Raw genomic sequence first — 19,358 nt, 5'->3', positions numbered from 1 at the left:
GAGGAGGAACAACGATGGATATGGGACTTCGGGGTAAAAAAGCACTGGTGCTGGCTTCCAGTCGCGGACTGGGCAAAGCGGTTGCCGCTCAATTGGCAGCAGAAGGTGCTGATGTCATGCTCGCCAGCCGGAACGAAGAGAAGCTCGCAGCAGTGAAGCAGGAGCTTCTGGCGCTTGGTGGTGGCGGACGTGTGGAATATTGTGCAACCGATGTGACACGCAAGGAAGATATTGAGGCACTGATTCACAAGACAGCAGAGCTGTTCGGGCAGATTGATATTCTGGTGAACAATTCGGGTGGCCCACCATCGGGTTCATTTGAGTCACTGACTGATGAAGATTGGGAACGTGCATTTGAATTAAATGTACTCAGTTATGTAAGGCTGATTCGCGGCGCTCTTCCTTATATGAAAGAAAGCGGAGGACACATTGTCAATATCGCTTCAACTTCGGTGAAGCAGCCGATTCCGGGTCTGGTGCTGTCCAACACGTTCCGTACTGGCGTTTTCGGATTGGCGAAGACCTTGTCTCAAGAGCTGGCTCCATACGGTATTTTGATCAATACAGTGGCGCCAGGACGTATTGCAACAGACCGAATTCGTGAGCTGGACGCAGCACGGGCTGAGCAGAACGGAATCAGTGAGGAAGAGGTATCTGACCAGTTCCGTAAAGAGATTCCACTAGGACGTTACGGTCAACCGGAGGAGTTCGCCAAAGCGGTGGTGTTCCTGTTATCCGGGGCCAACACGTACATTACCGGAACCTCATTGATCGTGGATGGTGGCATGGTCCGAGCATTATAAAAGTCATTGATACAATAAAATACCCTCTGTCACCACATGTCGTGGAGATGGAGGGTATTCCTGTTATTTCGATATGTTGGGAGGGATTATTCCCTATTTATTATGTAAGCTAATTACCGCAAAAGTTCCCATTCATGTTGAAGCATGCCGTATACCGCATGGTTCACGTAACCTTTAGGCAGCTTCTCTGCCTGACGAATGACACCTTCGAGAACAAATCCGAGTCTTTCGGGGATAGCGCGACTCCGTTTGTTGTTGGTTGCCGAGCGAATCTCGACGCGATTCAGATCCAGGGTCACCAGTGCATAATCAACCAGAACGCGACAAGCGCTTGTCATCAAGCCTTGACCTTCGAAACCTTTGCCAAGCCAATATCCGATGCTTACCGAGCGGTTGGTCCAGTTAATTTCGTGGAATCCAATGACGCCAGCTAGATCCCCTTTTGACCATACTCCGGCGGTGAATCCGCCATTCTCGGCACCTTGTTTTAACGCGTTGGTAATAAAGTTCGAGGTGTGTTCCACTTCTGTCACATGATCCACCCACGGCAACCAATGTCTCAGTTGATCCCGCGAACGATCCGTTAGTTCGAACAATGGTTTGGTGTGTTCCATGGCCAGTGGCCGGAGTTCGGTATATTCATCCAATGAATAGGTAAACATGAATGCAACCTTCTTTCTTTGTATAGTATAGGTTGTTCAAAAAAGTCCACTTTTGATTACGAATCATGCCTAGCGGCATCATCAGCATCGAATATGAAATTCAGCCGAAATAAGCGGGAGGCTTACGAAGTATGTTTCCTTTGGAAACATTGTGGTTGCTCACGTAGTTTCCTACGCTCCGCTACTCCATTTCTAGCTTCATTCCATCTTCTCGGTACTGAAAATCAGATTTTTTGAACACGTATTTGTAGTGGATTAACGGGAAGTCTTGGGCAACTTCTGCTCCAGTGCAAACAGGTCTTCTTCCATCGAGGCCATGCGTTGATTAACCGTTGTACGTGCGTCACGGAGTGCCTGATTATATATGTAGGGAGCGAGCTGTGTCATGAACAGGTCGAGGACACCCCAAGCGGCTAGATCACCCAGTTCTTCGCCACGTTCCTCTTCGAAATACGACTGGATGGTACGAATGGCTTCATCCTGCTGTTCTTTGGTCAGTTTGAGCGAGTTCAATGGGAAACCCTCCCTTTAATTTGTTTTTACTATCATGCTACATGATTCGAGCGAACCCGTCAAAATGGTTTTGGGCCTATTTATGCACGGCTGATCCTGACTTTGGTGCCGTTCTTTATTGAACTCCTCCCCCGTTAAAGGTATATTTAAATGAAACGCGTTGCAATTACTGAAAGTTCCAATCAATTCATGAAAGGTTTGATACCTGTGGACAATCGTACAACCCCACCTAACTTTATCAAAAATATTATTACCGAAGATCTCCGGTCAGGGAAAGTCCAGGAAGTTATTACCCGTTTTCCTCCGGAACCGAACGGTTATCTGCATATCGGCCATGCCAAGGCGATCTGGATCAACTTTACGCTGGGCGGCGAATTTGGCGGCAAAACGAATCTGCGCTTTGATGACACGAACCCGGTCAAGGAAGATGTCGAGTACGTTCAATCAATTCAGGAAGACGTGAAATGGCTCGGATACGAGTGGAACGAGAAACGTTTTGCCTCGGATTATTTTGATGAGATGTACAACCGTGCTGTCTTTTTAATTGAAAAAGGAAAAGCTTATATCGACGACCAAAGCGCCGACGAAATCCGTGAAATGCGCGGAACGCTGACGGAGCCGGGCAAGAACAGCCCGTACCGTGATCGTTCGGTGGAAGAGAATCTCGACCTGTTCACACGTATGCGTGCAGGCGAATTCAAGAACGGGGAGAAAGTGCTGCGTGCCAAGATCGATATGTCAGCACCGAATATCAACCTGCGCGATCCGGTGATCTACCGGATTTCACATGCACACCATCATAACACGGGCGACAAATGGTGCATCTATCCAATGTACGCCTTCGCTCACCCGCTCGAAGATGCGATTGAAGGTGTAACGCATTCCCTCTGTTCCCTGGAGTTTGAAGATCAACGTCCGTTCTATGATTGGGTGATCGCCGAATGTGAGATGGAGAGTCAGCCGCGTCAATATGAATTTGGCCGCCTGAACCTGTCCCAGATGGTGACAAGCAAGCGGAAGCTGAAACTGCTCGTGGATGAAGGTCATGTGGATGGATGGGATGATCCACGTATGCCGACGATTTCGGGTCTGCGCCGCCGGGGATATACACCGGAAGCCATTCGTGATTTCGTATTCGAGACAGGCATCTCCAAGAGCCAAGGGGTTATCGACCTGCAAACGCTGGAGCACTTTGTACGTGAAGACTTGAAACTGAAAGCTCCGCGCACGATGGCTGTCCTGCATCCGCTCAAAGTGGTCATTACCAACTATCCTGAAGGACAAGTGGAATGGCTTGAAGCAGAGAACAATGTGGAGAACCCGGAGATGGGCAATCGCCAAATTCCGTTCTCTCGTGAGATTTATATTGAACAAGACGATTTTATGGAGAATCCGCCGAACAAATACTTCCGTTTGTTCCCTGGCAACGAAGTTCGTCTGAAACATGCATACTTCATCAAATGTAATGATGTAATCAAAGATGCAGAAGGCAATGTGACCGAGATTCATTGTACCTATGATGTGGAGACGAAGAGCGGCAGTGGATTCACAGGCCGTAAAGTTAAAGGAACCATCCACTGGGTAGAAGCGACTCAAGCGGTACCGGCTGAATTCCGTCTGTATGAGCCTTTGATCTTGGATGAAGCGCCGGAAGCAGAGGTGGAAGTGGCAGTAGCTGGGGCTGAAGCTGAGGTTGTGGAAGAGCAACCGGAGAAAACGTTCCTGGATCAACTGAACCCGAACTCCCTTGAGATTGTTCATGGGTATGTGGAGCAAGAGATGAAGGAAGCGAACGCTCAGGATAAATTCCAATTCTTCCGTCACGGTTACTTCAGTGTAGATCCAAAACATTCCGAGCCGGGTCGTCCGGTATTTAACCGGGTTGTATCCCTGAAAAGCTCGTTCCAACTGCCGAAAGCATAAGGTAATGCATAAGATTTAAGGTCCAAGCTACAAGTTAGGTTTATAAAACCTGAGCTGTAGACTTGTCATCTTAAAATACGTAAAAGGCGTCTCCAGGGCAACGAGCCCATGGAGACGCCTTTCTCTTTACTGCTACTATTCTTAATCTTTTGTTTCGGTTTTTTATACGCTGATGTTACACCATAACGGAGAGGACAGAAATAACCTGAAGAAGCGGAGCGTTCGCCTTTATCTCCGGATTTTACCCTTTGAAAAAGGGAATCAAGAAAATCCGGAGATAACAGCGATCAGAAGGTTGTTCTGTCATCGGAGTGTTCCAGTGTAACTTTAATCGTGTAAATATCTCCTGTAACAAAAGATTAACCGTCCTCATCCATATTACCCATCTCCGTCAACACAACCTGCTGATAGCCGTTGCGTCGATTCGATAACCACATGATGCCGAATCCGACAGCGCCGATGAGCGAAAAGAATACGCCGATGCTATACATGATTTCCGCACCGAAGCTCTGGAACAGCCAGCCGCCGAACAGACCCGCAATAACGCCCGAGAGACCGCCCCATGCCATCGTGTAAACAGCTTGACCGGAAGAACGATAAGGTCTTGGGATAAACAGCATAGTTAGCTGTGTACCTACATAGAAGTATCCACCGAACGTAATGGAGTGCATCAGCTGAATAAACACAATCTCCAACGGGTTGGTAGCCAGTGCCATGAGCTGCCAGCGAAGTGCAAACAGCAGACTGATCAGGATGAGAGATGCCAGGAGCATGCTCATTTTGCGTTTGAGCAGGCGGTCGAGCAGCAAGAATACGCCGACTTCGAGAATGGATGAGGTGAAGATGGCCCAGCCGACCATCTGTTTGTCTCCACCCATCTCTACAATATATAGCGACATAAATGTACTGTTCATCGCATTGGGCACCGACACGAGTACACCCAGGCCGATAAATGTCATAAAATACGGATTGAACATAACTTTGCCAAACCGCCGAAAAGTAACCACAGGTGTATCCGAAGCGATCGGCTGTCTGGGCAGAAATACGGATAATACAAAGGCGGTGGCAATCATGCACGCAAAAATAATGGATACACTGCCGATGCCAAAGCGGTCAATGAGCGGTCCGGCAGCAACGGCAGTCAGCGCCCAACCGAGTGAACCCCATAGCCGGAATGACCCGAATTTCTGGCTTGTACCATCAATATATCCAAGAATCAGACTGTTCGTTTGGGCGAATAATGGACTTTGAAAAAAATAAAAGAAAATCATGGCTACATAGATCCATGTATAACTGGGCGCATAGAACACACCCTGGGCGAGCACAAATGTGCCTCCCATCATAATCATCAGAATGATGCGAATGTTGCGAGATTTATCGCTCCAGAAGCCCCAGAACGGGTTGGCGAACAAAGATACGAAGGGTCCAATCGCCATCAGACTGCCAATCTCCAATTTGGTCATGCCAATCTCTTGCAGATAAAGCTGAAGGAATCCGGCAAAGATGGAAATGGCGCCATATATGAAAAAGTTATATAGTTTCAGAGAAACCAATGAGGGATTGCCTCTTGAAGGTACAGGACTGTCCAATTAAGCCATTCCTTTCAAATGCATATTGTTCAATGTATCATTTGTTGAAAGGGGATTCAATGCATAGCGTACGTTTCGAAATTGAATGATACAACATGCTCACATCGTTGTCTGAAGGAGGATTACACCATGAATACGAGGAAATGGACAGGCATCATATTGGCAGGAGGTCTATCCAGCCGCATGGGAAGCAACAAGGCCATGCTGGAACTGAACGGTTCCGTCTTACTGCAACATGTCACGAATGCTATGAAACCTGCAGTGTCCCGTATCATCGTTGCTGCCGGACCCAACGTGACAACCTACGGTAAAATGGGCTACGACTGCGTCCAGGATCACTATCCAGGGAAAGGACCACTTGCGGGTCTTCACGCGGCGCTGGAAGCTTCCGATACAGATTGGAATCTGGTCTGCGCTTGCGATATGCCGCTCCTGCAAACGTCCTTTTTGGATGGCATAAAAAAGCTGGCCGAGTCGCATAACTCTTATTCTGCTATCGTTCCGCGCGTGGATGGACGTGTCCATCCACTTGCAGGTGCTTATCATAAGCGAGTGCTCCCTGATCTGGAGCAGCGCCTGATGCAGGATCATCTTCGAGTCATGCGATGGCTTGAAGAGATCGGTTGCCGCTATGTCGAAGCGGAAGAGCTTGAGAGAGCGGGCGTTCATCAACTAGCAATGCAAATGAGTAATATGAACACGCCGGAAGAATACGAGCGTATCCGTAATCAAGATTCTGGACTCGATTCAGATCTGTAGGATACAGGATCACCTGATGCATCTGCATGATGATTGCGATATTGAAGCGGGCTTTGGCCTGTCCAACGTTTGAATTGTCTGCTGAAATGGGACAGATGAGTGTAGCCGAGCTTCCACGCTATTTCACCGAGCGACAGCTCTGGCTGTTCGATCAGCACTTTGGCCTCCTGCAACTTCAGACTGGACAGGTAAGCTCTGGGCGATCGCCCATACACCTTGCGAAAGACCTGTAGACCATATCCTGGGCTGATGCCAAACGAGGATATAATCTGCTCGACTTTGACCGTGGATACACTGCTTTCCTTGGTTCGAAGCTGGGCATGAAATGCCTGCTTGATCGCCTCCGCTATAGCTCCCGCATAATGCATGGCTGTTGGGGCTGGTGCATGTGAAGCAGCAACGGAATTGGTGGACTCCGGTTCATTGTCAGCGGCTTGGGACAACAGGGCGAACAGTTCAAACATGCGGGCCTGCATGATCATTTTGTCAGTGGACGTGTAGGCCTCAGATACGTTAATCATCCCCATCCAGCTCTCCAGCACTACACGCATCTTCCTATTATCGGCCGTACCTGCAGCGTAGATTCGGCTATGCTGTGATATCAGCTTCAGGGTGAAGACAGGATCATCCACATTAAAATGAGCACTAAAATAAGTCATGCCGTCCGTGGATACACATTGATTCGTATGTTTGAACCCGGGCGGAATGAGGAGAATGGAACCTTCCTCCACGGTATAGGTATAACCATGAATCACACTTTCCTGGGTGCCTTCAATAATCAACATGATCTCAAAGCCCGGATGTGATTCCTCCGGCATCGTCCATCCATATGGAACTTGTTGGCTGTGCGCACCATAGAATTTGATGTTACAGTTGATAATAGGCAGCCAGTGGGCCAGTGTATGGTGAGGCATTTCTCGGAGCTGTGATCGGATATCCATAATATTCACCTCGGAAAAGGGTAAAAAAAACTCGCCTTGTACAATCGGCACCCGTAGTATACTTCATTATAATCAGTTTAACGCGAGCATGGATAAATCCATGGAACGCATCAGCGTAGTGGTTACTGAACCATCCAAGTTTTTCAACCGATAATAATGTAAACGCTACCATTATGGATTGGATTATGTCAACTCATATGCAACGCAAGAGCACCACAATTCCCGACAAAAAGGAGATTAAATCATGGACAAATTATTATATGGCGTAGCTTACTATGATGAATATATGCCTTACGAAAGATTGGACAAGGACATTCAGATGATGAAGGACGCAGGGATCAACGTGGTCCGCATTGCAGAATCCACCTGGAGTACTCATGAACCGCAGAATGGCGTATTTGACTTCTCTTCCGTGGATCGTGTGCTGGATGCCATGCATGAGGCGGGGATTCAGGTCATCGTTGGGACACCAACGTATGCTGTTCCTACATGGATGGTGAAGGAACATCCAGACGTGCTGGCTACCACCTCACAGGGACCTGGCAAATACGGCGCAAGACAGATCATGGATATTACACATCCAACCTATCTATTCTATGCCGAGCGGATCATTCGCAAGCTGATCTCTCGGGTAAGCACACATCCAGCAGTAATCGGTTATCAGACAGATAACGAGACGAAGCATTACAATACAGCCGGAGATAATGTACAACTGCAATTCGTCAAATATATGCGTAACAAGTTCAGTTCTCTGGATGAGCTTAACAAGGAATTTGGCCTCGACTACTGGAGTAATCGGATCAATAGCTGGGAGGACTTCCCGTCTGTGGTAGGAACGATTAACGGTAGTCTGGGCGCTGAGTTTGCCAAGTTCCAGCGGCAGCTGGTAACCCACTTTTTGGCTTGGCAAGTGGGGATTGTGAATGAATACAAACAGGCAGGCCAGTTTGTTACCCAGAACTTTGACTTCGATTGGCGTGGATATTCGTACGGCATTCAAGGGGATGTGGATCATTATGCCGCATCAAAACCTTTTGACATCACCAGTGTGGACATCTACCATCCTTCCCAGGATGATCTGACCGGCATTGAGATTTCATTCGGCGGGGATGTGGCGCGTTCGACCAAACAATCGAATTACCTTGTACTGGAGACTGAAGCGCAGGCGTTCTGGCATTGGGTTCCCTACCCGGGCCAGTTGCGTTTGCAGGCATTCAGCCATCTGGCATCGGGAGCGAACATGGTCGCCTACTGGCACTGGCACTCGTTGCACAATTCGTTTGAGACCTATTGGAAAGGACTGCTCAGTCATGATTTTGAACCGAATCCGGTGTACAACGAAGCCAAGACCATTGGCAGGGATTTTGCCCGTCTCAGTCCGCAGCTCGTGAATCTGAAGAAAACGAATCGCGTTGCCGTGCTGTTCAGCAATGAGGCCCTGACATCAATCAAGTGGTTTGGTTTTAACTTCACCAGTGACAAGAATTACAATGACGTGGTGCGTTGGATGTACGATGAATTGTATAAAATGAACATTGGCTGTGACCTCATCGACCCGTCTGTTGAGAGTTATGCGGAGTATGACGTGCTCGTTGTACCTGCTCTGTATGCAGCTTCGGATGCATTGTTGGAAAAATTAAATCAATTCGTAGAGGATGGCGGACATATCGTCTACTCGTTCAAAAGCGGATTCACCAATGAGCATATCAAGGTACGCTCTACCCGCCAGCCCGGCCTGATCAGTGAAGCATGCGGGATCAGCTATAATCTTTTTGTAGAGCCAAAACATGTTTCGCTGCGGGATGATCCATTTGGAGTTGGTCAGGAGCAGAACCAGATTCACACCTGGATGGAACTGATTACACCGACAACGGCTGAAGTACTTGCTTGGTATGATCATCCGCATTGGGGTGAATATGCGGCAATTACCCAGAATGCCTATGGAAAAGGCAAAGCAACCTATGTCGGCTGTTACACTAGTTCTGCGGTGATCCGTAAGGTGCTGGAGCGTGTCATGAAGGAAGCGGGCGTATGGGGAGCCAATCAGGAACTGACTTTTCCTATCATTGTGAAGACAGGTGTGAACGATCAAGGGAACACGATTCGCTATTATTTCAATTATGCAGATGAGGCAACATCCTTCGTGAATGCTTATGGGGAAGGGACTGAACTTCTGGCAGGAACCCCGATTGCTGCGGGAGAGAAGATCAAACTGGAGCCATGGGGCATACGCATTATTGAACAATAATGGGAAATAATAAAAAAATTAATATAAAGACCAAAGCGCCCTCGGCTTCCATGCTGGGGCGTTTGTCTATTTTAGCTCAGGAGTGGATGCGCTGTGTTTACCGAATGTTATCGGAAGCTGACAGATCCTTTCAAACGCAGCATTCGCAATAAATTGATCCTTACCATGACGCTGCTGGCCGTTCTGCCTGTCATTGCCATGACTGCCATGGCAGCCGAGAATACCCGCTCTTCCATGGAAGAGGAGATTATGGAGACCAACCGGGCCAATATGAACTGGGCCTCCATCTATCTGGGTGAACAGTTCGCCCGTATGAACAATATTATCTATTCCATTCAGATCAGTGACGAATTGCATCAATATCTGGCGTTGAATCAGGAAGCGCCGGCAGCCAGCCGATTCGATGAACAGAAGGCCATGTTCAATATGCTGAACAGTGTATACTATTCCGCTGGCAATTATGTATTTGGCGTTGAACTGTACCTGAAGGAATTGGACACCCTGTTCACCTTCAACTCCATGGATTCTCGCATCAAAGCGGTATCGGAAATACCGGAAGGATATCATGAGCTTTTTGCACAACATAAAGATTTTACGATTATCAATGATCCGGACGATCCACAAAAGTTTCACATGACCCGTAGCATGAACCGCTTCGAGGATCAGGCACAGATCGGTGCCATCAGTCTGGAGGTCAAGTGGGCTGAATTCAATCAGACGCTGGAGCTGCTGGATAGCCGTGGAGACTATGCGGTATACATTGCTGACAGCGCGGGCAGTCCGGTCTATCAGCCAAACCAAGAGATTCAGCCGTCTGCGGAAGCACTGGAGAAATTGGCAGGCACAAAAGAAAGTTCGGGCTTCATCCGTACAGCCAAGGAATACGTATTCTTTCATTCCATTGAGCCGTCAGGATTGCGTGTGATCAAGATTGTGCCTGCCCATGTCATTAATGAAAGTGCCTTGGAAACGATGAAATACGGATTGGTTGTGGGTGGCCTGGCAACGGTCATTTCTGTAGGACTGGCTGCGTTCGTGGCCTGGCGCACATCGAAGCCCATTGTCAGACTGGCGAATTCCATGAAGGGTATCCAGCTGATCAAGGATAGGGAAGTGGTACGAAGCGGCCGGGTAGATGAGATTGGCCTGCTGGAGAAAAACCTGCACGGCATGGCAAGTCGTATCCGGGAGCATATTCGCGACAACTACCTGATGAATCTGGAGAAGCAGACGGCCGAGCTCAAAGCACTGCAATCCCAGATCCATCCGCATTTCCTGCAAAATACGCTGCAGATGATTGGTGGCATGGTCTACTCGCAAAAACCGGCAGACAGTTACAAAGTCATTCGAGCCTTGAGCGAGATGTTTCGTTATATTGTGCGAGCGCCGGATGGGCTTGTGCCCCTACAGTCTGAACTGGACCAGTTGGAGCATTATATGCTGATTCAGAAGCAGCGTTTTGCCGGCAGGCTTGAATATACCCTGAAGATTACCGGGGAACTTCGGGAATGTTACATTCCCAAGTTGTCTCTGCAACCGATTGTGGAAAACGCATTTTTACATGGTTTGGAGAAAAAGCAGGGTGAGTGGAAACTGGGCATTGAGGTCGTCTGCGAATCCAAAGATGTAACCATTCGAATTCGTGATAACGGCGTGGGTATGGATGCTGAGAAACTAGCGGAGATGCAGTCCAGACTGGAGCGGCTTACATGGGAGGCAGATCGGGTGTGGAGTTCAGGCACGAGTATTGGACTGGTCAATGCCGCCTCACGAATGGTGATGCATTTTGGACCTGAATATGGGATGAGCATGGAAAGTGAATACGGACAGGGGACAAGTGTTACGGTACGAATCCCCTCCAATAAAGGAGGCGAAGCCTTGTGAACAAAGAACTGTACAGAGTGCTGCTGGTAGATGATGAACCGTGGAACCGGGATATTTTGCGCAACCTGGGAGATTGGAATGAACTCGGCATGACCGTTGCAGGTGAGGCAGAGGATGGTGAGCAGGCCATACAACTGGTCAAGCAGCATCAGCCTCACATTATCATTACGGACATGCGCATGCCCGGTACAGACGGTGTGGAACTGTTACAGACGCTGAGCGGACAGTACCCACAGATCAAGGTGATCGTGGTGAGCGGGTATGATGACTTCAATTATGCAAAACATGCGATTCGCCATCGGGCTGCGGATTATCTGCTCAAACCGGTGAATCCGGATGAACTGAATGGTGTGTTGGCCAAATGTGCAAAAGAATTGGAAAAGGCTGAATCTGCGCCTGAATCATGGGAATCGTATCCCTCTGCGTTTGCTGGTGATTTTTCTTTGTTTCAGCAGCATGCTCGCCTGCGGTTTAATGACCTGAACGTTCAGAGTTTGCGGGAATGGTTCCAGCAATTGCAGCAGAAGCTGGAACGATGCGAGATTAACAGACCCAGGCAGCTCGGGCGGGTGGCTTATGAATTACAGGCTCTGCTGGATGAACTGTGCGTCTCCAATGGCTTGTACGAGCGGTCAGTGGCAACGGCGCTACCTCCTTCAACAGCGCTGGCTTCCATCGAATCCACAATCGACTGGATATCCGTACCGTTCTATCAGGCTTTGGAGCAGCTGATTGCGCAGCGCAAGTTCAAGAACAAGCTAAATCTGGACGAAGTGAAGCAATACATTGAGCAGCACTGTATGGAGATGATTACGCTGGAGCAGCTTGCCCAGATCTTTTTTGTCAGCAAGGAATACCTCAGCAAGGCATTCAAGAAAGAGTACGGGGTGAACGTGACCGACTATGTAGTCCAGTTACGCATGTCGCGAGCAAAGGAATGGGTGATGGATGAACAGATTCCGTTCAAGCATATTGCCGAGATGGCGGGTTATGAAGATGTGTCCTATTTCTATCGGGTGTTCAAGAAGCATTTCGGAGTATCTCCGGGGGAGATGCGGAAGGGACAACCTCGTATGTCAGGCAATTCAGGCAGTAGCACGGAATGAGCCGTTTGATAGAGCATTTGCGGCTGGATTAAGGTTTAAAATAATCCAATACACAAGTCTAATTTTGTCCAATGAAGCGCTTTCATTTTCTGATATATAATGAGCCTATGAAAGACAAACCAGTTACACACCGGGAGGTCATAAGAGATGAAAGTATGGAAAAGCGTAGCAAGTGCGGTACTGGTCAGTGTTCTGCTCGCAGGTTGCGGCTCCAATGCAGGAACGGACAATGGGCAGGAAGAATCGGCATCAGGCAGTACGGTATCACTCAAAGTATTCGTTGCACAACCTCGGCTGAAAGAACATTACGATAAATATATAGAACAGTTCAAAGCCAAGGAGAAAGCAGAGAAAAACATTGAGGTGAACGTGCAACTGGAGATGCCGCCAGCGGACAATGCCCCTCAGATTCTGAAGACTCGCCTCGCCTCCAATGATGCACCGGATGTGTTCGCCCTGCATGCCGTCAATGAGATTCCACCATTCAGCAAAGCTGGTTATCTGGAAGATTTGTCGGGCCAACCTTTTGTCGATAAGCTGCTGGATTCGGTTAAACCTTCCATAACGGATGCGGAGGGCAAAATCGTAGCTGTTCCATTGGAAACAGTATCATGGGGCTATCTGTACAATAAAGATATTTTCAAAGAGCAAGGGCTGGAAGTGCCAACGACGTTAACGGAAATGAAAGCGGTCGTGGAGAAACTCAAAGCAGCCAACATTACACCGTTTGAACTGTCCTACAAAGAAGCCTGGATTCCGCAATTATTCCTGCCACTTACCGTGGGTGCATTAACTCAGTCTGAGCACAAAGACTTCGTGGAGAAGATGAATCAGGATCAGGGCTCCTTCTCCGATATGAAAGCATTGTTCGATATCTTTGATCTCGTCAATGCCAATGGAACGGACAAAGCGCTGGAAGTGGGCGGAGATGATGGTTCAGCAGCCTTCGCATCAGGAAGCGCCGCGATGTGGATTCAGGGACCATGGTTTGCCGAAACCATTCTGAAGTCCAACCCGGACTTGAACTTTGGTGTAGCACCAATGCCGATCAATGACAATCCGGATGATACCAAAATCAATCTGAGCACCTCCACTTCACTGGCAGTATCGTCATCTAGCAAAAACAAAGAAGTGGCACTCGATTTCGTGAACTACATTCTCGATGACAAGGATTCAAGTGCATTCTTCGAAGCACTCAAGTTCAATCCGATTGCCAAGATCCATGACTTCAAGAGCTTCCCGTGGGTAGACGATGCCCAGAAATATGTGAGTGAAGGTAAAGCTTATGAGGACCCATCCCTCCCTCAAGCGGTGAAAGACGAGTCAGGCAAAGCGTTACAAGGCTACTACTCTGGGCAATTAAATCAACAGCAGGTTATCGATGCGCTCGACAAGGCGTGGAAATCCTACAACAAAGTCAACAAGTAAGGAGTTGCGAGAAATTTAGTACCTGCTTTTGTTGGCAAAATCTCAACGGTTTTGGAGTTTTGTCAACAAATTAGCGGTACTTTATTTCGTCGCAGTCTCCAAGCAGATGATATGGCAGGCAGAACGTTCTTCGTTCCCTCGTTTACGATCATCCGCTTCGAGTGAAAAGGGGGAGAACCAATGGCTACGAATGTGTTCAAAAAGTATCTGTCACTGCTCGCGTTCACCGCGCCTGCCTTTGTCATCTATGCGATTTTCCTGCTGTATCCCACGTTTAGTGGCATGTTCTATAGTCTGACAGATTGGAACGGACTCAATCGGGATTACAGCTTTATCGGTCTGGGTAACTTTGTGGAATTGTTCAAAGAAGATCCCGACTTTCTGAACTCCCTGTGGTTCACGATGAAATATGTAATATTTATGCTGATTCTGCAAAATGGAATTGCCCTGCTGCTCGCAGTGTTGATTGAGTCACGGACGCGCAGCAAGGGGCTCTTTCGGACGCTGTTCTTCATGCCTAACATGATCAGTACAATCATCAGTGCTTTCATGTGGACCTTCATTTTCTCTCAGGTGTTGCCACAGCTCGCACAGAAACTGGCTTTTTCGTTCCTGGATCAGCAATGGCTGGGTGATCCGAAGTTTTCATTTTACTCCATTCTGATCGTATCGCTCTGGAACGGTGTAGGGTATATGATGATCATCTATCTGGCCGCTCTCCAGGGTGTGCCAAAAAGTCTCAAGGAAGCGGCTGTTATTGATGGGGCCAACGCATTTCAAGTTCTGCGCAATGTAGTGTTGCCAATGATTACTCATGCCGTGACCATCTGTTTCTTCCTGACGCTGAACGGAGCATTCAAAGTGTTTGAAGTGGTGTATGGACTGACTGGTGGTGGACCGGGCCGGGCCACGCAAGTTATCACGATGAATATCTATGAAGAAGCGTTCTCCAACAACTTCAGATACGGCTATGCGAGTGCCAAATCGGTTGTGCTGTTCATCATCGTACTCATCTTTACACTCATCCAGATCACCGTCATGAAGAAGAAAGAGGTGGAAGCATGAGGATGCAACGACTGAACAGTTATCTGATTCGACTGCTGCTTATTCTGGGCTCTCTCGTCGCCATGCTGCCGATCTACATGGCAGTGGTGAACTCTTTCAAAACACAGGGTGAGATGTTCCAATCCTTTATCGCGCTGCCAACAACGTTGCACTGGGAGAATTACTCGGACGCGTTTAACAAAATCAATCTGCTGGGCAGTTCGATGAACTCGGCGATTGTATCCTTTCTGGGGATCGGGGGGATTGTCTTCTGTGCCTCACTTGCGGGATACAAGTTGTCACGTACGTCAGGCCGCTTGAGCAACCTGATCTTCTTCCTGTTTGTTGCTTCCATGCTGGTACCGTTCCACTCGATCATGATTCCACTGACACGGGTAGCCAAAGGCATGGGTGTACAGGGAAGCACGTACGGATTGGCCCTGATCTATATCGGGCTTGGTGTGAACATGGCAATCTTCCTCTATCACGGGTTTGTGAAGTCCATTCCGCGTGAATTGGAGGAGTCGGCTCAGATTGACGGATGTAATGAGTTCCAGACGTTCTTCCAGATTATCTTCCCGTTGTTGCTTCCGATCACCGTTACCATCGCGATTCTGGATTTCCTGTGGATCTGGAATGACTTCTTGTTACCACTGCTCATGTTGACCGATGTGAATCGTTATACGCTGATTCTGTCCACGAACATGCTGTTTGGTGAATATAACAAGGAATGGCCGTTGATTCTGTCCTCCCTGGTACTGACTGCGATTCCCGTTATTCTGATCTATGCGTTCTTCCAGAAGTTCATCATGGAGGGCATTGCGGAGGGTGCGGTCAAAGGGTAGAACATTTGACAAATAAAACTCCCCGTAGCAGTAACGCACGGGGAGTTAGAAATGGATGCTGAACTTGGTCATCCATGTATTCCTAGTACAACGTTCTATTTCACGTTTCCAGCAATGAATGCTGATTCACGTAAAGGTATACACCACCAGCATGCATCATCCATGAAACACATGTTATCCGCCAATCTGGGACATGCGCCGTACCGTCGGCGTGTGAGATTGCATTTTTTGTTCCAAAGCCAGAGCCATCTCGTGATTCTTTGGTTTCGTACCCAGCGCTTTGAGGAAAAGCGCAGCCATGGCATTCGGATCATCCACGAAGCGGCGAACATTATACTCATCTGACCAGTAGAGGCAGGCCTTGATATGTCCGTCAGCGGTCAGTCGAAGCCGGTTGCAATTGTCACAGAAGTGATCGCTCACGGGATGAATTAATCCAAATGTGCCTTCAGAGCCCACAATTTTCATATTGCGTGATGGGCCATTGCCCGCAGGGCCTGTTGTATTTTCTACCGCCCAGCCCGCTTCAGCGCATACATCTGTGACGGCTTCCAGCGGCAAATAGGATTTGCGCCATGAATCCGAAGCCTGTCCAATCGGCATATATTCAATAAAACGCACATGAAGAGGTTGATCAATCGTCATTGCAATAAAATCCTTGATCTCATCATCGTTGATACCCTTCATCAGCACAACATTCAGCTTGATCGGAGCAAGGCCAGCGGCTGTTGCAGCTTCAATGCCTTTCAGTACCTTGTTCACATCTCCGCCCCGGGTAATCATGGAGAAGCGATCAGCTCGCAGGGAGTCCAGACTGATGTTAATCCGGTTCAATCCAGCGTCTTTCAATGCCTGAGCTTGCTTATCTAGTAGAAGAGCGTTGGTTGTGAGTGCAATATCGTCAATCCCGTCAATCGCCGAGATCATGCCGACGAGCTTGTGCAGATCCTTGCGCACCAGCGGTTCGCCCCCAGTGAGCCGAACTTTACGCATGCCCATCGGAGCAAGCACCTTCAGCACCTGTGCGATCTCTTCGTAGCTCATAATCTCATCATGTGGAGCAAACTCCATGCCCTCCGCAGGCATGCAATATACACAGCGTAGATTACAGCGGTCCGTAACAGAAATACGGATGTAGTCATGTATCCGGCCAAATGAATCCTGAAGCAGTTCCATGCAGACCACCCTTTCATCGGTTCAGATTGGAAATCTTCTATTATAAATGATACGACAATTTCAAAAGGAACAGTTGCATCAAATTTTAGCTATTTCTCCAATCCGCGTCAACGATGACGTCAGATGACAGCATTTTTGGCGGGGTGGTTCAGATGGAATTGTCCCACGAGTTGTTGCAGGAAGACCGTAATGGCTTCCACGTTATGCGACGAATGCTGAACCTGCAACATGTCACGGATCAGCTCCATCATCTCTGCTTCTACCTCAGCGGAAGTAGCCCGATTTTGATGGCTGATTGCAGCAATATTCTCCATCAGCATGACCACTTGATCCACGACTTGCGTGCGCTCAGGTTCTTCAGCGGTAGCATTTTGCAAAAGTTGCGAAGCAGCCTGAACCAGTGTAGTTCCTTCAGCCAGCACTTGATCTCCCTCCGTGATTAATTGGGATGCAGCTCCTGCTGCAGTTGAGATTCGGTCCAGAATCTGATGGATATTTTCAGTAGAAGAGCGGGATAACTCGGCCAGCTTACGGATTTCCCCCGCCACGACTGAGAACCCTTGGCCATGTTCGCCCACGCGTGCAGCTTCAATGGTAGCATTCAGAGCCAGCAGGTTGGTCTGAGCTGAAATTTCATCAATAACAGCCAGTGCACGGTAAATTTCTTTCATTGTGCCCATGAAGGACAGGATGGTACGGTTGGTATCGGACACCGCTCCGGAGATTTGGGTCATTTTGTCGCCGATTCGTTCCACTTCCTGCTGGGCTACGCCGATCTGTTCGGTTGCAGACGTCTCCAGTTGTTGCAGCGTTATGCGCATGTGATCGGCAGCGATCTTGGCCTGGTCGAGATCTTCCAGTTGGGTGCGAATGGCCTGAATCATCGAACCAAGCTTGTAGTTCACACGCTCAGTCGTTCCTTGGGTTGTCTCTGTTGAAGTTCGCATCTGATACTGGTTGTCCATAACGTCTACCGTGGCAAGTTGTACCTTCAGCATAATGCCTTCCAGAGAATCAATCATGTTGTTGATCCACTTCGCCAGTTCACCCGATTCGTCTTGGGCAAAAGCAGACGTGTTCAGGCGCTGGGTCAGATCACCTCTGCCTTCGGCGTTAATTCGAATAAATCGGCTGATGCGGCGCAAGTCTTCATGAACCCGTCGATATTGGCTGCGATGCAGCTGTAATGCAGTGAAGAATCCGAACAACACATTAAAAGCAGCCAGAGCTGCCGCACTCCACCCACTGCCAGTTAAGGCATACACAAGGGCCGCTCCTGCAACGCCTGACAAGAGCGTGAAGAGACTGTGCTGCTTGAATTGACGCCAGCCGATGCTTCGTATCCGATATACTTCCTCCAGATCCCCTTCACACATCATGCCCCAGCGATCAGGACAGTGTGGCAGCTGGAAGGTGATGCCTTTGCCGATCACAGAAATATGGCGGTAATCCGAGTAGCCGGGAAAAGCTACGAACAGATTGGAACCATTCTGAATGGTGTTTGCAACGCCAGGGTGTAGCTCGCCGGTCGATGGATCGGTGAACATGAGTTCCAGCTCGGTATGCTCCTTAACGGAAACGATACCCCATTCGGTGGTGACACCATCTTTCAGATTTTCCCCATGTGTAAAGGTACGATCCTCGAAGCGGCTTCGGGACAAGGCGGTACCGGGCTGCAGATGGGGGCGTAATTTTGACTCAGCCATAAAGAGATAGTTGTCGCCGGAATCGGGATAGATATGTCCTGATTCTCGTTGAATCAAATCACCTAACACATCCCCTGGAACACGGCTGCATAATGAACCGACATAGCGACCTTCCTGCAGGATTGGAGTGATGAACAGCAAGGTGACATCATCGTGAAATGCGGACGAGCGCGGACCAATATCCAACGTCAGTGGATCGGAATAAGGGCCATACAAGCATTTTTTGCCATGACGATCTGCTCTGGAGTATTTCAATCCTGGTCCAATCAAAGCTTCGTAATTTTCATAAATCTGTCCAATATGTTTCTTATATGTAGAGAATACAACCTGATTTTGTTCGTTCAGCATAAAAAGCTCTGTGCTATCGACGGCTCGATTATAACTGGATTGAAACCAGGCATCCAGTTTGCTTATATGAGATGAACCTGGCAATACATCTTGTGGTCGAACCGACTGTATTTGATGAAGCAATCGATCCAGGTGATTCCATTGCTCCTCTGCCCAGTCCATCATAAGCTGCCGCCTCGTTTCGGCAATCCCCTCAAAAATCTGTTCCACATCCTCCTGGATATGTGCGTTCAACCGATACGATCGCCACAGCGGCAATCCTTTTCTCCATCCCAGCCAATCAAACATCATGACCACCCCGATTTCTGGATTTGAAAGCTTTGTTCTACTGGATTCCACCCTCTCTATTCAATCTTTATACAAGAAAACGAACAAGAATACGA

At 48.5% G+C, this 19,358-nt stretch carries 15 protein-coding genes; 9 read left to right on the top strand and 6 right to left on the bottom strand.

Annotated features, from left to right (window positions below):
• Positions 1–14 precede the first annotated feature (14 nt).
• On the top strand, positions 15–803 hold the full coding sequence (locus AC1S8V_RS27725) for an SDR family oxidoreductase (RefSeq protein WP_482071544.1): 789 nt from the start codon (positions 15–17) through the stop codon (positions 801–803).
• Positions 804–916: 113 nt separating this feature from the next.
• On the opposite strand, the gene AC1S8V_RS27720 is transcribed toward AC1S8V_RS27725, so the two are convergent.
• Together AC1S8V_RS27720 and AC1S8V_RS27715 are read right to left on the bottom strand one after the other, a co-directional pair.
• Positions 917–1,465 (bottom strand): GNAT family N-acetyltransferase, encoded by a 549-nt coding sequence (locus AC1S8V_RS27720; protein ID WP_036612698.1) that lies wholly within the window; start codon positions 1,463–1,465, stop codon positions 917–919.
• Between the two features lie 255 nt (positions 1,466–1,720).
• Entirely contained in the window at positions 1,721–1,978 is a 258-nt protein-coding gene (locus AC1S8V_RS27715) for a DUF2164 domain-containing protein (protein WP_091012850.1), read from the bottom strand.
• A 189-nt stretch (positions 1,979–2,167) separates the two neighbouring features.
• On the opposite strand from AC1S8V_RS27715, the gene AC1S8V_RS27710 reads away from it, so the two are divergent.
• A complete protein-coding gene (locus tag AC1S8V_RS27710) occupies positions 2,168–3,901 on the top strand; it encodes a glutamine--tRNA ligase/YqeY domain fusion protein (protein ID WP_482071543.1) in 1,734 nt (577 codons plus the stop codon).
• Positions 3,902–4,260: 359 nt separating this feature from the next.
• On the opposite strand, the gene AC1S8V_RS27705 is transcribed toward AC1S8V_RS27710, so the two are convergent.
• Positions 4,261–5,454 (bottom strand): MFS transporter, encoded by a 1,194-nt coding sequence (locus AC1S8V_RS27705; RefSeq protein WP_482071542.1) that lies wholly within the window; start codon positions 5,452–5,454, stop codon positions 4,261–4,263.
• 165 nt (positions 5,455–5,619) lie between these two features.
• Here AC1S8V_RS27705 and mobA point away from each other — a divergent pair, with 165 nt between their 5' ends.
• Positions 5,620–6,249 carry a molybdenum cofactor guanylyltransferase gene (gene mobA, locus AC1S8V_RS27700; RefSeq protein WP_482071541.1) on the top strand — a complete coding sequence of 210 codons (630 nt, stop codon included), beginning with the start codon at positions 5,620–5,622 and terminating at the stop codon, positions 6,247–6,249.
• Here the strand turns inward: mobA and AC1S8V_RS27695 are convergent.
• Positions 6,219–7,190 (bottom strand): AraC family transcriptional regulator, encoded by a 972-nt coding sequence (locus AC1S8V_RS27695; protein ID WP_482071540.1) that lies wholly within the window; start codon positions 7,188–7,190, stop codon positions 6,219–6,221. The two genes, mobA and AC1S8V_RS27695, sit on opposite strands and share 31 nt — an antisense overlap.
• 244 nt (positions 7,191–7,434) lie before the next feature.
• On the opposite strand from AC1S8V_RS27695, the gene AC1S8V_RS27690 reads away from it, so the two are divergent.
• From AC1S8V_RS27690 to AC1S8V_RS27665, 6 genes are all read left to right on the top strand, one after another.
• A complete protein-coding gene (locus tag AC1S8V_RS27690; protein ID WP_482071539.1) occupies positions 7,435–9,438 on the top strand; it encodes a beta-galactosidase in 2,004 nt (667 codons plus the stop codon).
• Between the two features lie 93 nt (positions 9,439–9,531).
• Positions 9,532–11,322, top strand: a complete 1,791-nt coding sequence (locus AC1S8V_RS27685; RefSeq protein ID WP_482071538.1) for a sensor histidine kinase — start codon at positions 9,532–9,534, stop codon at positions 11,320–11,322.
• On the top strand, positions 11,319–12,428 hold the full coding sequence (locus AC1S8V_RS27680) for a response regulator (RefSeq protein WP_482071537.1): 1,110 nt from the start codon (positions 11,319–11,321) through the stop codon (positions 12,426–12,428). Before AC1S8V_RS27685 ends, AC1S8V_RS27680 begins: the two co-directional genes overlap by 4 nt.
• A gap of 147 nt (positions 12,429–12,575) precedes the next feature.
• On the top strand, positions 12,576–13,856 hold the full coding sequence (locus tag AC1S8V_RS27675) for an ABC transporter substrate-binding protein (RefSeq protein WP_105600177.1): 1,281 nt from the start codon (positions 12,576–12,578) through the stop codon (positions 13,854–13,856).
• Positions 13,857–14,036: 180 nt separating this feature from the next.
• The gene (locus AC1S8V_RS27670; RefSeq protein ID WP_145324507.1) at positions 14,037–14,921 is read left to right on the top strand and encodes a carbohydrate ABC transporter permease; all 885 of its coding nucleotides are present in this window, start codon (positions 14,037–14,039) and stop codon (positions 14,919–14,921) included.
• Entirely contained in the window at positions 14,918–15,745 is an 828-nt protein-coding gene (locus tag AC1S8V_RS27665) for a carbohydrate ABC transporter permease (protein WP_062836914.1), read from the top strand. The genes AC1S8V_RS27670 and AC1S8V_RS27665 overlap by 4 nt, the downstream gene beginning before the upstream one ends.
• A 174-nt stretch (positions 15,746–15,919) precedes the next feature.
• Here the strand turns inward: AC1S8V_RS27665 and moaA are convergent, their stop codons facing one another.
• Both moaA and AC1S8V_RS27655 read right to left on the bottom strand, forming a co-directional pair.
• Complete coding sequence (moaA, locus tag AC1S8V_RS27660; protein WP_076332515.1) at positions 15,920–16,921, bottom strand: GTP 3',8-cyclase MoaA; 1,002 nt, start codon at positions 16,919–16,921, stop codon at positions 15,920–15,922.
• Positions 16,922–17,040: 119 nt separating this feature from the next.
• Positions 17,041–19,266 (bottom strand): methyl-accepting chemotaxis protein, encoded by a 2,226-nt coding sequence (locus tag AC1S8V_RS27655; RefSeq protein ID WP_482071536.1) that lies wholly within the window; start codon positions 19,264–19,266, stop codon positions 17,041–17,043.
• Positions 19,267–19,358 lie beyond the last annotated feature (92 nt).

Source organism: Paenibacillus sp. B46(2026) (assembly GCF_056786355.1).
The sequence above is the reverse complement of the archived record's forward strand: the minus strand, read 5'-3'. Positions and strand labels throughout refer to the sequence as shown.

Coding starts and splice junctions, on each gene's coding strand:
- AC1S8V_RS27690 (WP_482071539.1), top strand. CDS start 7,435: ATGGACAAATTATTATATGGCGTAGCTTACTATGATGAATATATGCCT.
- AC1S8V_RS27720 (WP_036612698.1), bottom strand. CDS start 1,465: ATGTTTACCTATTCATTGGATGAATATACCGAACTCCGGCCACTGGCC.
- AC1S8V_RS27675 (WP_105600177.1), top strand. CDS start 12,576: ATGAAAGTATGGAAAAGCGTAGCAAGTGCGGTACTGGTCAGTGTTCTG.
- AC1S8V_RS27670 (WP_145324507.1), top strand. CDS start 14,037: ATGGCTACGAATGTGTTCAAAAAGTATCTGTCACTGCTCGCGTTCACC.
- AC1S8V_RS27665 (WP_062836914.1), top strand. CDS start 14,918: ATGAGGATGCAACGACTGAACAGTTATCTGATTCGACTGCTGCTTATT.
- moaA (WP_076332515.1), bottom strand. CDS start 16,921: ATGGAACTGCTTCAGGATTCATTTGGCCGGATACATGACTACATCCGT.
- AC1S8V_RS27725 (WP_482071544.1), top strand. CDS start 15: ATGGATATGGGACTTCGGGGTAAAAAAGCACTGGTGCTGGCTTCCAGT.
- mobA (WP_482071541.1), top strand. CDS start 5,620: ATGAATACGAGGAAATGGACAGGCATCATATTGGCAGGAGGTCTATCC.
- AC1S8V_RS27655 (WP_482071536.1), bottom strand. CDS start 19,266: ATGATGTTTGATTGGCTGGGATGGAGAAAAGGATTGCCGCTGTGGCGA.
- AC1S8V_RS27710 (WP_482071543.1), top strand. CDS start 2,168: ATGAAAGGTTTGATACCTGTGGACAATCGTACAACCCCACCTAACTTT.
- AC1S8V_RS27695 (WP_482071540.1), bottom strand. CDS start 7,190: ATGGATATCCGATCACAGCTCCGAGAAATGCCTCACCATACACTGGCC.